9 protein-coding genes and 1 pseudogene are annotated in these 15,208 nt (G+C 62.8%); all 10 read left to right on the forward strand.

The window, feature by feature from the left end:
* Positions 1-109 (forward strand): annotated as a pseudogene (locus B5G43_RS17185) (aminotransferase class V-fold PLP-dependent enzyme); the annotation flags it as partial.
* A gap of 37 nt (positions 110-146) precedes the next feature.
* Positions 147-1,178, forward strand: a complete 1,032-nt coding sequence (locus tag B5G43_RS16175; RefSeq protein ID WP_087263167.1) for an aminotransferase class I/II-fold pyridoxal phosphate-dependent enzyme — start codon at positions 147-149, stop codon at positions 1,176-1,178.
* A gap of 89 nt (positions 1,179-1,267) precedes the next feature.
* The gene (locus B5G43_RS16180; protein ID WP_087263169.1) at positions 1,268-2,599 is read left to right on the forward strand and encodes an APC family permease; all 1,332 of its coding nucleotides are present in this window, start codon (positions 1,268-1,270) and stop codon (positions 2,597-2,599) included.
* Positions 2,600-2,704: 105 nt separating this feature from the next.
* The gene (locus B5G43_RS16185) at positions 2,705-3,991 is read left to right on the forward strand and encodes an NAD(P)/FAD-dependent oxidoreductase (protein WP_087263179.1); all 1,287 of its coding nucleotides are present in this window, start codon (positions 2,705-2,707) and stop codon (positions 3,989-3,991) included.
* The gene (locus tag B5G43_RS16190) at positions 3,984-6,116 is read left to right on the forward strand and encodes a molybdopterin-dependent oxidoreductase (RefSeq protein ID WP_087263171.1); all 2,133 of its coding nucleotides are present in this window, start codon (positions 3,984-3,986) and stop codon (positions 6,114-6,116) included. Before B5G43_RS16185 ends, B5G43_RS16190 begins: the two co-directional genes overlap by 8 nt.
* A 4-nt stretch (positions 6,117-6,120) precedes the next feature.
* The gene (locus B5G43_RS16195; protein WP_087263173.1) at positions 6,121-6,645 is read left to right on the forward strand and encodes a 4Fe-4S dicluster domain-containing protein; all 525 of its coding nucleotides are present in this window, start codon (positions 6,121-6,123) and stop codon (positions 6,643-6,645) included.
* Between the two features lie 24 nt (positions 6,646-6,669).
* Positions 6,670-7,557 (forward strand): DMT family transporter, encoded by an 888-nt coding sequence (locus B5G43_RS16200; RefSeq protein WP_087263174.1) that lies wholly within the window; start codon positions 6,670-6,672, stop codon positions 7,555-7,557.
* Positions 7,558-7,626: 69 nt separating this feature from the next.
* Positions 7,627-8,307 (forward strand): FadR/GntR family transcriptional regulator, encoded by a 681-nt coding sequence (locus B5G43_RS16205; RefSeq protein WP_087263176.1) that lies wholly within the window; start codon positions 7,627-7,629, stop codon positions 8,305-8,307.
* Positions 8,308-8,412: 105 nt separating this feature from the next.
* Positions 8,413-8,622, forward strand: coding sequence for a hypothetical protein (locus B5G43_RS16210; RefSeq protein WP_087378174.1), 210 nt, complete (start codon positions 8,413-8,415; stop codon positions 8,620-8,622).
* Positions 8,623-8,923: 301 nt separating this feature from the next.
* On the forward strand, positions 8,924-15,154 hold the full coding sequence (locus B5G43_RS16215) for an S-layer homology domain-containing protein (RefSeq protein ID WP_143382894.1): 6,231 nt from the start codon (positions 8,924-8,926) through the stop codon (positions 15,152-15,154).
* Positions 15,155-15,208: the final 54 nt, after the last annotated feature.

Genomic DNA, 15,208 nt, shown 5'->3' on the forward strand with positions numbered 1-15,208 from the left:
GGCGGAGCTGGGGGTGGACCTGCTGACGGTGAGCGGCCACAAGGTCCGCGCCCCCAAGGGCATCGGAGCCCAGTATATCCGCGCCGGGCTGAAGCTGAATCCCCTTCTGGATCGCCGACACCGACTTTGCCACGGAGCCGGAGATCATGCGGGCCATCCAGAAGCGGTGTGACCACCCCATCATCGGGTATTCCGATCCCCTGCCCGGCGTGTACACCGCCATCCAGGGCTGGTGGGAGCGCCGCCACGGCTGGAAGCCCGAGACCGACTGGATGCTCCTGAGCTACGGCGTGGTGACCGGGATCTATTTCGCTCTGGAGACTCTGGTCCCCCGGGGCGGGAAGGTGCTGGTGTTTACGCCGGTCTACGACCCCTTTTTCGCCGCTGTCAAAAACAGCGGCCACACCCTGGTGGAGTGTCCTCTGCTCCTCCAGGACCAGTCCTACACCATCGACTGGGCACGCTTCGAGGACGAGCTGAAGCACGGTGTGGAGGCCGTGGTGTTCTGCAACCCCCACAATCCGGTGGGCCGTGTGTGGACCGCCGACGAGATGGACCGCCTGACCCAGCTGTGCGCTCAGTACAGCGTCTACCTGCTCAGCGACGAGATCCACGCGGACTTCGGCCTCACCCGCCCCTACACCACCGCCGGGCGGTATCCCTGCATCCATAAGAAGCTGGTGGTCTACACCGCCATCAGCAAGAGCTTCAATCTGGCGGGCATGGGCTCCTCCTGCATGATGATCCCCAACCCCGACCTGAAGAAGCGCATCCAGGAGGCCTATGACAGCCGCTGGATGTTCGGGCCCTCCGACCTGGCCTTCACCGCCATGGAGGCGGCCTACACCCACGGCGACGCCTGGATGGATGCCCAGTGCGCCTACCTCCGCCAGAACTCCCAGATGGTCACCCGCTTCCTTGCCGAGCGGATGCCCCGGGTCTGGGCGGCCCGCCATGAGGGCACCTTCCTCATGTGGCTGGACATGACCTGCTTCGGCAAATCCAGCGCCGAGCTGACCGAGCTTCTGGCCCGCAAATACGGCCTCGCCCTGGGCGACGGCAGCCACTACGGCCGCCAGGCCGACGGCTTCATGCGCCTGAACATCGGCTGTCCCCAGGTCACCCTGCAGCAGGGCCTGGACCGCCTGGCCGCCCTGTACGACGACTGCATGCGGTAAGCGCTCCCCTCGCCCCCGCCGTACCGTCCCGGGCCCCACCGTTCATCGGTCGGGGCGGTGCGTCCATATTTGACTGAGGAGGATCTCACATGAGCAAGCAACCTGAACCCACCCATAAGAAGCTGAATTTCGGCGACTGCATGGGCATGGCCATCGGCCAGATCATCGGCTCCGGCGTCATGGTCCTGACCGGCGTGGTCATCGGCATGACCGGCCACGGCACCCCCTACGCCTACATCCTCGGCGCGCTGGTGGCCATCATCACCTGCGTTCCCTTTATCATCCTGACCTCCACCATCCCCGCCTCCGGCGCCGGATACACCTACATCAAGCGCCTGATGGGCGACAAGGCCAGTTTCCTCTACATCGGCGTGTTCGTCCTAAGTCAGGTACTTATCGCCACCTTTGCCAAAGGCTTTGCCAGTTATTTCTGCAGCATCTTCACCGGCTTTAACGAAGGAGCCGTGGCCCTGGGCGCCCTCACCCTGTGTACCGCGGTCAACATGGTGGGCCTGAAGTCCAGCGCCATGGTGCAGAAGGTGATGGTCCTCTTCCTGATGACCAGCCTGCTGCTCTTCATCGGCTTCGGCCTGCCCAAGGTGGACTGGAGCTCCCTGCGTCTGGCCACCGACAACATCATGCCCAACGGCCCCAAGAGCTTCTTCACCGGCATGGCCCTGCTGAGCTTCGCCTGCGGCGGCGCCAAGTTCGTGGCCGAGAACGGCGACGACATCGAGAATCCCTCCAAGACCCTGCCCAGGGTCATCGTCCTCTCCACCTCCATCGTGGCCATCTTCTACGCCCTCATCGGCGTGGTGGCTGCCGGCGTCCTGCCGGTGGAGCTGGTGGGCGGCCAGAACCTGACCCTGGTGGCCCAGGAGATCTTCCCCACCTGGCTGTACCTCTTCTTCGTGTTCGGCGGCGCCATGTTCGCCCTGCTCACCACCCTGAACGGCACCCTGAGCTGGGTGACCCGCGGCCTGCAGAACGCCTCCCGGGACGGCTGGCTCCCCGAGCGCTGCGCCCAGGAGAACAAGAACGGCGTTCCTGTGATCCTCCTGCTGGTGTTCTACCTCATGGGCGCGCTGCCCATCCTCACCGGCATGGACCTGACCCTCATCTCCAACATGGGTGTGGGCACCGACATGATCAGCGAGTTCATGGTCCTGCTGGCCTGCTGGCGTCTGCCCGACGTGCTGCCCGAAGAGTACCGCCGCTCCTCCTTCTACATGAAGCGCAGCATGCTCCACGGTGTGCTGGTGGTGATCGGCTGCCTGATGCTCTTCACCTCTTACGTGAACCTGTCCGACCTGACCGTCCCCGCCGCCATTGCCTGTGCGGTGTACGTGGCGGTGCTGGTGGTCTACCTGCAGCTGCGCGCCAAGTACGTGGCTTCCAAGAAGGCCGCCGCTTCCAAGTAAACATACGGCCGCAGCCTGTGGCACAGGCTGCGCACGAGGAGGGATGCCGCGAGCATCCCTTTTCGTGATGTTACGATGCAACAAAGGAGATGATCTTTGCTCACCATGGAACGATTGGCGATTGTCGGATTTGGGTGTGCCGGTTATCACGCCCTGGAGGCCATCCGCCAGGCGGGCTGCCGCGCTCCGGTGGACATTTACAGCGATACCGGCCTTCCCCCCTATAACCCTATGCTGACCACCTACTATACCGCGGGGCGTCTGCCCTACCAGGGGCTGTTCCCCTTCGGCACGCTGGAGGAGATCGCCCGGCGCTTTGACGCCCGCGTCCTGACCCAGACCCCCGTCCAGGCCGTCCGGGCCCGGGACCACCAGGTCGTCACCGCCGACGGACGGCGGGAGACCTATGACCAGATCCTCCTCTCCACCGGCGCGTCCGCCTTTGTCCCGGGCAGCTTCGTGGGGCTGAAGGGCGCCTTCTGTATGCGCACCGTGGCCGACGCGGTCCGCCTCCGGGAAGCCCTGGAGAAGCGCACCTACCGCCGGGCCGTCATCGTGGGCGCGTCCATGGTTGGCATCAAGGTGGCCGAGCTGCTCCATCAGCGGGGCTGCCATGTGACCCTGGCCGATATGGCCCCCCACATCTTCGCCCTGGCGGCCTATCCCGAGGTCTCCACCCTCATCGAGGGGCGGCTCCGCGCCATGGGCATCGACCTGGTCTTTGGCCAGGCCATCGCCGGCGCCGAGGAGCACACCGACGAGCAGGGCGCCGTCCAGGGGTACACCGTCTCCCTGGCGGACGGCAGCACCCTGGAGACCGAGCTACTGGTGCTGAACATCGGCACCCGGGCCGCCACCGGGCTGCTGGACCCCGCCGAGATTGCCATTGACCGCGGCGTGGTGGTGGACGAGCGGATGCACACCTCGGTCCCTGGGATCTACGCCGCCGGCGACTGCTGCCAGGGGAACAACCTCCAGTCCGGCCAGACCCAGATCATCGGCCTCTGGGCCAACGCCGGCACCCAGGGCCGGGTGGCCGGGCGCAACATGGCCGGCGTGTCGGACGAGACCGACGGCACCATCCTGCACAACATCACCCACTTCCTGGACATGGACTTCATCGGCCTGGGCGACAACCGCCTGACCGGCGAGGTCGCCACCTACGCCTCTCCGGACCGCCGCTTCTACCTGCAGGCGGTCCTGCGGGAGGGCGCGCCGGTGGGGTTCAACATTCTGGACAACTACGGCGTGTCCGGTATCCTGAAAGCCCATCTCATCAAGGTCCTGCGGGGCCAGCCCAGCCGCTTCACCCCCGAGCAGCGGGGGCAGCTCATCCGCTTCGGACTGAAGGAGAGTTTCATCGATCACCTGGAGGCAAATAAGTATGACTGATTTGGAACGCAAACTGCAGGGGAAGATCCCCGGCCCCGACACCGGCATCGAGGTGCGCCGCACCATGTGCGACATCTGCTCCCCCGGCATGCACTGCGGCATCAACGCCTATCTCAAGGACGGGAAGGTCATCAAGATCGAGGGCCTGGACGGCCACCCTGTCAACGACGGCAAGCTCTGCACCAAGGGTCTGGCCAACCGGCAGTACATCTACCGGGAGGACCGCATCCTCACCCCCCTCAAGCGGGTGGGCCGCCGGGGCGAGGGGCGCTTTGAGCCCATCACCTGGGAGGAGGCCTATGGAGAGATCGCCCGGCAGTTGAACCGCTGCAAGGAGCTCTATGGCCCGGAGTCGGTGGCCTTCTACTCCGGCTACTCCAAGTGGTACCGCCAGATGCTGCGGCGGCTGGCCTACGCCTTCGGCAGCCCCAACTACGGCTGCGAGTCCAGCGCCTGCTACACCGCGGCCTTCATGGCCTGGAAGCTGTCCGCCGGCGACCAGGGCGGCCCGGACATGGAGCACAGCGATCTCTTCCTGGGCTGGGCCTTCAACCCCTTCCACTCGTCCTATATGGCCGCCCGCAAGGCCATGAAGCTCAAAGAGAAGGGCCTGAAATTCCTCATCGTGGACACCCGGCGCACCCCCGCCAGCGAAAAGCTGGCCGACCTCTTCCTCCAGCCCCGCACCGGCACCGACGGCGCGCTGGCCCTGGCCATCGCCCACGAGCTCATCCGCCGGGGCTGGATCGATCTGCCCTACATCCAGCGCTATGTGTACGGCTTCGAGGAATATGCCGCCTACGCCGCCCAGTTCAACGAGAGCAACATTGAGGCCATCACCGGCGTGCCCTATGAGCAGGTGGTGGCCGCGGCGGAGCTCATCCACGCCAACCCCCGCATGAGCTGCAACGAGTCCTCCGCCCCCCTGTGCCACCACCGCAACGGCCTGCAGAATTACCGCGCCGTTCTGTCCCTGCTGGCCATCACCGGCAATTTCGACCGCACCGGCGGCCAGCTCCTCACCCCCCACAGCTACATGCACGTGTCCTGCGGCTTCCCCACCCGGGAAGAGGAGTTTCTGTACGAAACCCGCCCCACCGGCGTCAAGCCCCCGGTGGGCGCGCCCCGCTTCCCGCTCTGGGACCACCTGGAGGGGGAGATGCAGGCCATGGACCTGTCCCGCCAGATCCTGGAGGGCACTCCCTACCCGCTGCGCGCCGTCTTTGCCCTGGGCATGAACGCCCGGATGTTCCCCGACTCCGGCCGCATGTTCCGGGCGCTGGAGGAGCTGGACTTCTTCGCGGACACCGACCTCTTCCTCACCGACACCGCCCACTACGCCGACATCGTGCTCCCCGCCTGCTCCAGCTTTGAGCGGGGCGAGTTCAAGCCCTATCCCGGCGGAGTGGCCTGGTACACCAGCCCGGTGATCCAGCCTCTGGGCCAGTCCAAGAGCGACGTGGACATCATCGCCGAGCTGGCCCGGTACATGGACCTCCCCGACGAGCCTCTGAAGGCCGGATATGAGGCCTTTGTCCAGCACTACATTCTGGATGACTACGGCGTCACCACCGAGCAGCTGAAACAGGCCGAGCTCCCCATCCCCATCGCCCCGGTCCATCAGCACCGGGATCTGGAGGCGCTGGAGCATGGACTCGCCACTCCCACCGGCAAATACGAGCTCAAGAGCGCCATCATCGAGGCCCACCCCCAGTGGGGCCTGGATGCCCTGCCCACCTACCGCGAGCCTCTGGACGGGGCCGACCCGGAGGCCTATCCCTTCGTCCTCACCTCGGGCAGCCGCATCCCCAACGCCATCCACTCCCGGCTCCACGCGGTGCCCGGCAACCGCAGCCTGCGGCCCCACCCCACCGCCGACCTGAACCGGGCCGACTGCGCCCGCCTGGGCGTGGAGGAGGGCGACCGCATCACCATCTCCACCCCCCGGGGCCGGCTGACCGTGCAGGTCCACCCCACCCTGACCGTCCCGGAGGGCCTGGTGAACCTCTTCCACGGCTATTCCGAGGCCGACGCCAACAGCCTGCTGGATGCCGACCATCTGGACCCCTATTCCGGATTCCCCGCCTACCGCTCGACCCGCTGCGCGGTCACAAAGGAGAACTGACGCCATGAAACGCTATCTGTTTTTCGATTCCACCAAGTGTTCGGCCTGCGGCGCCTGCGCCCTGGCCTGCATGGACCAGAACGATGTGGACGTGGCCCACGGCCAGCAGCCCTTCCGCCACACCTTCACGCTGGAGCAGCAGGACGGCTCGCTGCACTTCTACTCGGTCTCCTGCATGCACTGCGCCGACGCCCCCTGTGTGATGGGCTGTCCCAGCGCCTGCCTGCGGAAGGACCCGGACACCGGCTTCACCCTGTACGACACCGCCAACTGCATCGGCTGCCACTCCTGCGCCATGGCCTGCCCCTACGGCGTACCCACCTTTGGCCCCGACGGCAAGATGCGCAAGTGCGACGCCTGCATCGAGCGTCAGAAGGCCGGCCTGGTCCCCGCCTGCGTGAAGGTCTGCCCCACCGGCGCGCTGATGCTCCTGAGCGAAGAGGAGCTCCAGGCCCGCCGCCGGGAGGAGCTGCGGCAGAAAGCCGCCCGGATGGAGGCGGAACAACCGGCCCGCACCCCCACAGTCTGATCCAAGAGAAACGGAGCTTGTCCTATGTTTGTCGGAATCGTCGCGGTGGCCGGCGCGGCCACCCTGCTGGGCATCATGCCCAGCCTGCAAAAGCAGGTGCTCATGGACGGTCTGCCCATGAACAGCCTCATGTTCTACACCAACCTCATCATCACGCTGGTCAGTCTGGGCATGGCCCTGGGCAAAAAGCGCAGCCTGAAGGCCAGCCCCATCCAGGCTGTCCAGGCGGTGCTGATGGGGTCTGTGGGCATGCTGCTCACCGCCCTGCTGCTGAATACCTCCTATCTGTACCTGCCCGTGGGCATGGCCATCATGCTCAATTTCCTCTACCCCACCGTGGTCTGCGTGGTGATGGGCACCGCCTTTCACCAGGGCTTCACCAAGCTCCAGCTGGGCGCCATTGCCGCGTCCATTCTGGGCATGGTGTTCCTGGCCGGAAAGGGCGGAGACGTACAGCTGGCGGGTATCCTGGCGGCGCTGGCCTCGGCCTTCACCTACGGTGCCTACCTGATCGCCAATGAAAAGGGCCCGGCCAACGCCCTGCCCATTGAGACCAAGCTGTTCTACGTCTCCCTGCCGGGCACGGTGCTCTTCGGCGTCCTGGCCCCCGTCACCGGCACCCTGGCCGCCCCGGCCGGGAGCGGAGTTGGATGGCTGTACGTCCTGGGCTCCGGGCTGTTCACCGTGGGGGGCTACTTCCTCATGATGTACGGCATCGGCAAAATGGGCGCCTCCACCGCCGCCTTTGTCTCCATGCTGGAGCCCATCGTCAGCGTGGTATTTGGCACGCTCTGGTTCCACGACCCCGTCACCATCGGGGTGGCTGTGGGCGGCGTGCTGGTTCTGACCAGTATTCTGCTCATCGCCGTGGACGGCAGCCGCAAAGCCCGGCAGAACACCTCCGCGCCCTGACCGACCCTTGCACCACCATTGACCCCATGGTATAATATAGAAAATCCAAAAGATCGATGTTGGTGCATTATGGAGAATCATAAAGTGACAAGCGGCTTAAAACTCTACGAGCAGGTGCTGGAGCAGATCAAAGGCATGATCGCCCGGGGCACTTACCAGAAGGGCGACCTCCTGCCCAGCGAAAAGGAGCTTATGAACATGATGGGTGTCAGCCGCATCACGGTACGGGAGGCGCTTCGCCTGCTGAGTGAGGCCGGCGTCATCGAGACCCACAAGGGCAAGGGCAGCTATGTCCTGATCGACAGCGCGGAGCTGGCCCCCCAGGGGGAATCGTTGAAGGAGTACTGTCAGTCCTTTCTCCACTCCACCGACGCCCGTCTTTTGCTGGAGCCGGCCATCGCCCGGGAAGTGGCCCGCACGGCCTCCCCGGAGGAAGTGGCCCATCTGGGCGCGTGTATTCAAGCCCCTCATCCGGAGGACTCCTTTCACCGCGCTCTGATCGCCGCCACCCACAACCCCATTCTGATCCAGTGGTTCGACCAGCTGGTCCACCTGGAGACCGATCCCACGCTGAGCACGCTGGTCCCGCCGGCCCGGCAGAAGAGCGTGTCTGCCCTGATCGAGCAGCAGCATCAGAAGGTCTTTGAGGCGATCCGGGACCGGAAGGACGAGTTTGCCTACTTCTATATGAAGGAGCACCTGGAGTTCGTTCGCGAGACCTATCTGAGCTATTTCGAGGTCTTTTATTGACCGGCACTCCGGCGGGCAGCCGCTGCGCGGCAAGGACTTGCATCTGTTTCATACGGGGATAGTCTGGACTGGAAGGAGATCCCGGCGTCGGAGATCACCCAGCGGGTGACCTCCAAGGTTGCCCCGGGTTCCATCGTCCTGTTCCACAACGCCGCGCTCCACACGCCGGAGGCCCTGCCCGCCATTCTGGAAACCCTGCTGCAGGAGGGCTATACCTTTGTACCCATCTCCCAGCTCATCCTGTCTCAGCCCTATACCATCGACCACACCGGGCGGCAGTTTGCCGCCTCTCCCACGCCTCAGCCGACGCCCTGAACATCCGGGCGCGCAGCGGCGGGGCGGCAAATTTGCCGCCCCGCCGCTTGTTTCTTTTTTACACGATCTTTTCCTGGTGTTGTCTATCATTTTACCAATGCTTTCTCGCTTTAACGTAAAGTTTTCATATGATTTGCACAATTTCAGTTGTCAGCCTTCGAAACCTTTGATAAAATATTAATATTCCCCATACTTCCGCTGTGTACGGAGAAAGGAGGGTGGACCATCGAATTAACCGGTAGCGAACGATTCCGCCGCGGCCCGCGCCGCGGCGGCAGATCAGGAAGGACGGATGAATCATATGAGCAGTCGAACACGAAATCGATTCCTATCCACCCTGCTGGCACTTGCCATGCTTCTCTCCCTGCTGCCCACCGCGGCCTTTGCCGCCGGTGAGACGGGGACTTGGACAGAAGTAAACTGGGCTGATATTCAGCCCTCGGATACCATTGCGATTACGGTACACGGAAGCGCAACCGATAAAACCTATGTCATGAAGAACGACGGCGGCACCTCTACCAAGGGCCCCGCCGCCGAATGGGACAGCAGCAATACTGTGGATACATCCTGGTATTGGAATGTGATCCCTTCGGATGGAGGATATCGCATCTGTCCCGCTGGCGATACTCAGAATTGGTTGTACTGCATAAACGACAACAACGGTCTGCGAGTCGGCACCGAATTTGACACCGTGTGGAATCTGGATTCCGCGACTGGGTATCTCTCCTGTGTAGATAGCGGCGGAAATACACGCTACATGGGTATTTACGACAATAACAACGGCGATACCTCTGTAAATCCCAATTTCCGCACATATAAAAACACCACCGGCAATACCAAAAACCAGACCACGACATTCTACAAGCTGGAAGGCGAAGGCGGCGAAGTGACGCCGCCCGACCCCGAGGAGCCTAAGACCATCACCATTGCCGAGGCTCTGGCTACCGCTGTGGACACCGAGAACCTGGCTGTCAAAGGTGTGGTCACCCTGCTCGATGGGCAGAACGTCTACCTCCAGGACAGCACCGGCGGCATCTGTGCCCGTATGAGCGACAAATTTGATGATATTGCTCTGGGTGATACGATCATTGCCACTGGTAAGCGGGCAGTATATAACGGCCTGCCTCAGTTGGGAAATTCCACCTACGAGAAGTCCTCCGGTCTGACTCTGACCCCGGCGGTCAAGACCATCGGCGAGCTGACGACCGCTGATATCTGCACTTATGTGACCATCCAGAACGTGGAAGTCACTGAGGTGTTTGACAACAACGGTGCTTACTCCAACCCCAACATCACCGTGGAGGACAGCAGTGGCAACACCATCCAGCTCTACAAGGCTGTGGTGGGTGAGAAAAACGGGGACGGCACCTGGCCTGTGGCCGTGGGCGACGTCATCACCATCACCGGCGCGGTGGGTGTGTACAACACCACCCTCCAGCTGCGCAATACTAGCGCCAGTGAGATCAAGGCCGCCGGAGCCTCCACCGGTCCCATCTACGGCGGAGAGCAAGTGGTCATCTACAATCCCGCTTATCACATGGCGCTGTCCGGAACCTACAACGGCTTCTATAACAACGGCACCGCCGTCGAAGAAGTCGACGGGATTCTCCGTGGCTTCACCGCCAATGACGTGTGGACCGTCATTGACAACGGTGACAGCACCTGGTCCTTCTCCTACAACGATCAGAAGATCGGCATGGGCGATTCCTTCTCCAGCATGCCTCTGGGTGAAAAGAACGACAAGTGGGTGCTGGAAGACGCCGGAAATGGCCTCTACTACATCAAGAATACCGTCCGCAACGCCTATATGGAGTGGTATGCTGAGAAGAACAATTGGAGCTCCTACGGCAAAATCTCCGCGGGCAGTGAGGGTATGTTTGCCCTCTCCTTCTACAAAGTGACTGAGATCCCCGAGGAGCCCAGCGGCGACCTGCCTGAGGCCGGCGACGAGGTCGTGCTATACAACGAGGGCGCCAAGGGCGTGCTGGCCGGCGGCGACGGCAACGAGACCAGCCCCTCCATCAACAACGCCGAGGCCACCGTGGCTGACGGTGTGGCCACCCCCGCCAACGGCGCCCGGGTCTTTACCGTGGAGGTCAACGGCGAGTGGTTCCGCTTCAAGACCTCGGACGGCTACCTCTGCTCCAACGGCACCGGCAACAACGCCTTCTACTCTGCCGAGGCCACCGAGGACGCCGACTGGAAGCTGACTTCCTTCAACGGCGGCTTCAACCTTGAGAGCCGCACCGCCAAATTCAATGGAAAGTACTCCCAGTACCTGGAATACTACGCCGGCTCCTACAAGACTTACAGCCTGTACAACGACAGCGACAAGGACATTTACACCTTTAATTTCTACCCCGTGGCTGAGGGCGTCACCGTTACCGATGGCGTGGTCAACATGCCCGCCGTCACCTTCGGCACCCTGTCCGACGCCTACGTGGGCCAGGAGTATTCCGTCAGCTTCACCGTGGACTCCGTCTTTGGCGTTCAGGAAATCTCCGCCAAGTACGGTGATATCGCTGCCGAGCTGACTGAAAAGGACGGCACCTACTCCTTCACCATTCCCAGTTCTGCCATGACCGCCGGTAATCTGGTGATCACCATCAACGGAACGGACAACAAGGATGTGACCTTTACCGGCACCACCACCCTTGCTGTCAAGGACGAGCCCTACATCCTCACCATCTTCCCCACTCCCAACTCCCAGACTGGGGAAAACAAGCAGCCCGAGATCGGCTTCACCTTCGGCAACGCGGGCGAGGACCCCACCGTTACCATGACGGTCAACGATACCCCGGTTGAGCTGACGGTCAGCGACGGCAAGGCCTCCTATACCCCCGCTGAGGCCATGGCTGACGGCAAGGTCACCGTCACCGCCACCGTCACCCGGGCTGATGAAAAGACGGTCTCCCGCACCTGGAACTTCACTGTGGGCGTGGCCCAGTACCAGCTCTACTTCGGCCAGCTCCACTCCCACACCGCTCAGTATTCCGACGGCGCGGGCACCCTCCAGGAGGGCCTGGACTATGTCGCGAACCTCTCCGAGGACGACAACGTGGACTTCGTGGCCTTCACCGACCACTCCAACTACTTTGACAGTTCCTCCAATGCCAACCCCGAGGAAGCCCTCTACGACGTCGGCCAGATGACGGCGGAGAGCAAGGAAAAGTGGGACGCCTACAAGGGCGCTGTGGCCGCCTTCAACGCCAGCCAGTCCGACGTCGTGGCCCTGGCGGGCTTCGAGATGACCTGGTCCGGCGGCCCCGGCCACATCAACACCTTCAACACCCCCGGCATCGTCTCCCGCAACAACAAAACCCTCAATGATAAGACTGCCGATGCGGGCATGAAGGCCTACTACGCCCTGCTGAGCAACGAGAACCTGGTGAATTCCATCAGCCAGTTCAACCACCCCGGCACCACCTTCGGCAACTTCAGCGACTTCGGCTACTATGATCCTATCATTGACACCCGGATGTACCTGGTCGAGGTGGGCAACGGCGAGGGCGCCATCGGCGCCGGCGGCTACTACCCCAGCTATGAGCAGTACATCATGGCTCTGGACAAGGGCTGGCACGTGGCTCCCACCAACAACCAGGATAACCACAAGGGCAAGTGGGGCAACGCCAACGACGCCCGTGATGTGGTCCTGACCGACGACTTCTCTGAGGAAGGCATCTACGATGCCATCCGGAACTACCGCGTCTACGCCACTGAGGACAAGAACCTGGAAATCCAGTACACCCTCAACGGCCAGATGCTGGGCTCCATCATCTCTGACGTCCCCGACGAGGCCGCCATCAACGTCTCGGTCTATGACCCCGACGGCTCCGACTCCATCTCCAAGGTGGAAGTGGTGGTCAACTCCGGCGCCGTGGCCTACACCTGGGACGATCCCACTGAGCTGGCCTCCGGCGAACTGAGCTGCACTATCCCCGCCAACTACAGCTACTACTTCATCCGCGTCACCCAGGGCGACGGCGATCTGGCGGTCACCGCTCCCGTGTGGGTGGGCGATGTGGTGAAGCTGGGCATCTCCTCTGTGGAGTGCGGCACCGCTACCCCCGTCACCGGCGAGGAACTGACCCTTAACACCACCCTGTTCAACAGCGAGTCCAATCCTGCCACTGTTAAGTCCATCACCTACACCAGCGGCAGCGAGACTCTGGGCACCGATAACACCGAGCGGACCATTCCTGCCTCCGGCACCCTTGCCGTGGAGTGGGGCTATGTCCCCGATATGGCCCGGGTGATGACCGTTACCGTTACCGTGGTCCTGGTGGAGGACGATATTGAGTATACCTACTCCAAGGATATCTCTCTGGATATTCTGGACGCCAGCAAACTGGTGTACATCGGCATCGACGCCTCCCACTACAATGAGTATGTGAACGGCAACTACAAGGACTCCATGGGCAACTTCGGCAATCTGGCTGCCGGCTACTCGGTGCGCACGGTTCAGCTGAACACCAGCGACGACCTGATCGCCGCCTGTGAGAACAAGGACAACAAGTATAAGGCCATCATCCTCACCGCCCCCTCCCGCCGGGATGGCGACGACCTGCGGAAGCCCTATGCCACTTACTCTGAAGAGGAAATCCAGGCCATCGCCGACTTCAACGCCGCCGGCGGTGCGGTGGTGGTGGCCGGCTGGTCGGACTACTATGAGAGCTACAAGGACTTCCCCGACACCGACCACATGGCGGCCCAGCAGAACAAGGTCCTGGAGGCTCTGGGCTCCTCCCTGCGCATCGGCGATGACGCCACCAACGACGACAAGCTCAATGGCGGCCAGACCCAGCGTCTCTACTTCTCCACCTACAATTGGGACAACTTCCTGATGGACGGCGTGGAGTTTGACCCCGAGAACCCCAACAACAACCTGTACTCTCAGCTCTTCAGCCAGTACGGCGGCGCCTCTATCTATGTGGTGGACGAGGACGGCAAGCCCACCACTGAGATCCCCGCCACCGTCTCCCCCGTGGTCTACGGCCACGACACCACCTACTCCGTGGATAGCGATAACGACGGCCTGGGTGGCGACTCCATGCCCAAGTACACCGTGGCGGAGGGCGATGAGCGCCTGATGGTGCTGGCTACCGAGCAGATGGAGGGCAAGGGCCTCATCGTGGTCTCCGGCGCGGCCTTCATGTCCAACTTCGAGGTCCAGGCCCAGATCGGCGACTCCGGCTCGGAAAAGAACTACTCCAACTACAACATCTGTGAGAACCTGGTAAACTACATCAATCCCATCACCATCACTCCCATCAAGGATGTCCAGGCTCAGAAGGACGAGGGCATCAAGTACACCATCGAAGGCGTGGTCACCTCCAACGCCTCCGGCTATGACAAGGATACCGCCTTCTTTGACTGTATCTATGTCCAGGACGGCACCGCCGGTATCAACGCCTTCCCCGTGGCAGGCAACTATAAGATCGGCGACAAGGTCCGCATCACCGGTACCACCTCCTCCTATCAGGGCGAGCGGCAGATCGCCGTGACCTCCATCGAGAAGATCGGTGAGCTGGGCGAGGGCGAAACTGTGGAACCCAAAATCATCACCACCAAGGAGGCCGCCCAGTCCACCTATCTGGGCAGCCTGGTGCAGATCAATGGCGTAGTGGTCAGCTTTGCCGAGGCCGAGGGCCTGGTCCAGACCATCATCGTCCGGGATAAGTCCGGCTACGACGCCCGGGTGTTCATCGACGGCTACATCACCAAGGATAAGGCCATCGAAAATCTGGCGGTGGGCCATGAGATCACCGTGACCGGTCTCTCCTCCTACGACACCAGCTTTGACGGGCCCGCCGCCCGCATCCGTGTCCGCGATCGCGCCGACATCGTCTGCGGCACCGAAGTGGTGGATATCCCGCCCGTTCATGTGGACCCCGAAGATCCGGTGAATCCGCCCTATGTCCCCGATGACGACGACGATGACGATGATTCCACTACCATCAAGGACCCCGACACCCCGCTGGGCCCCGGCGTATTCACCGATCTGGACCAGGACGCCTGGTACTATGACGACGTATCCACCATGATCGAGCAGGGCCTGCTGGTTGGCGTGTCCACCGACCGCTTTGCCCCCGAGTGGACCGTGAGCCGCGCCATGCTGGCCTCCGTCCTCTACCGCATGTCGGGCGAGAAATACACCGGCTTCCCCACCTTCCTGGATGTGCCTCGGGACGCCTGGTACCGCGTCTCCGTGGCCTGGGCCAGCACCAACGGCGTGGTCTACGGATACAGCGCCGAGCGCTTCGGCCCCGACGACGACGTGACCCGGGAGCAGCTGGTGACCATGCTCTACCGCTATCAGCAGTACATGGACAACGACGTCTCCAAGCGGGACGACCTCTCCGCGTTCTCGGACGCCGGGCAGGTCAGCTCCTTCGCCCAGGAGGCCATGCAGTGGGCCGTGGCCGAGGGCCTCATCCAGGGCCGCTCCGGCAATCTGCTGGCTCCCACCGGCACCGCCTCCCGCGCAGAGCTGTGCTCCATCCTGGTCCGTTTCCAGGCTCTGAACAGCTGATCGTATTTCCTTCCCTTTGAGCCTCGGGGCGCCGCCCACCGCGCGGTGGGCGGC

The organism is Flavonifractor sp. An92 (assembly GCF_002159175.1).
Lineage (GTDB): Bacteria > Bacillota > Clostridia > Oscillospirales > Oscillospiraceae > Pseudoflavonifractor_A.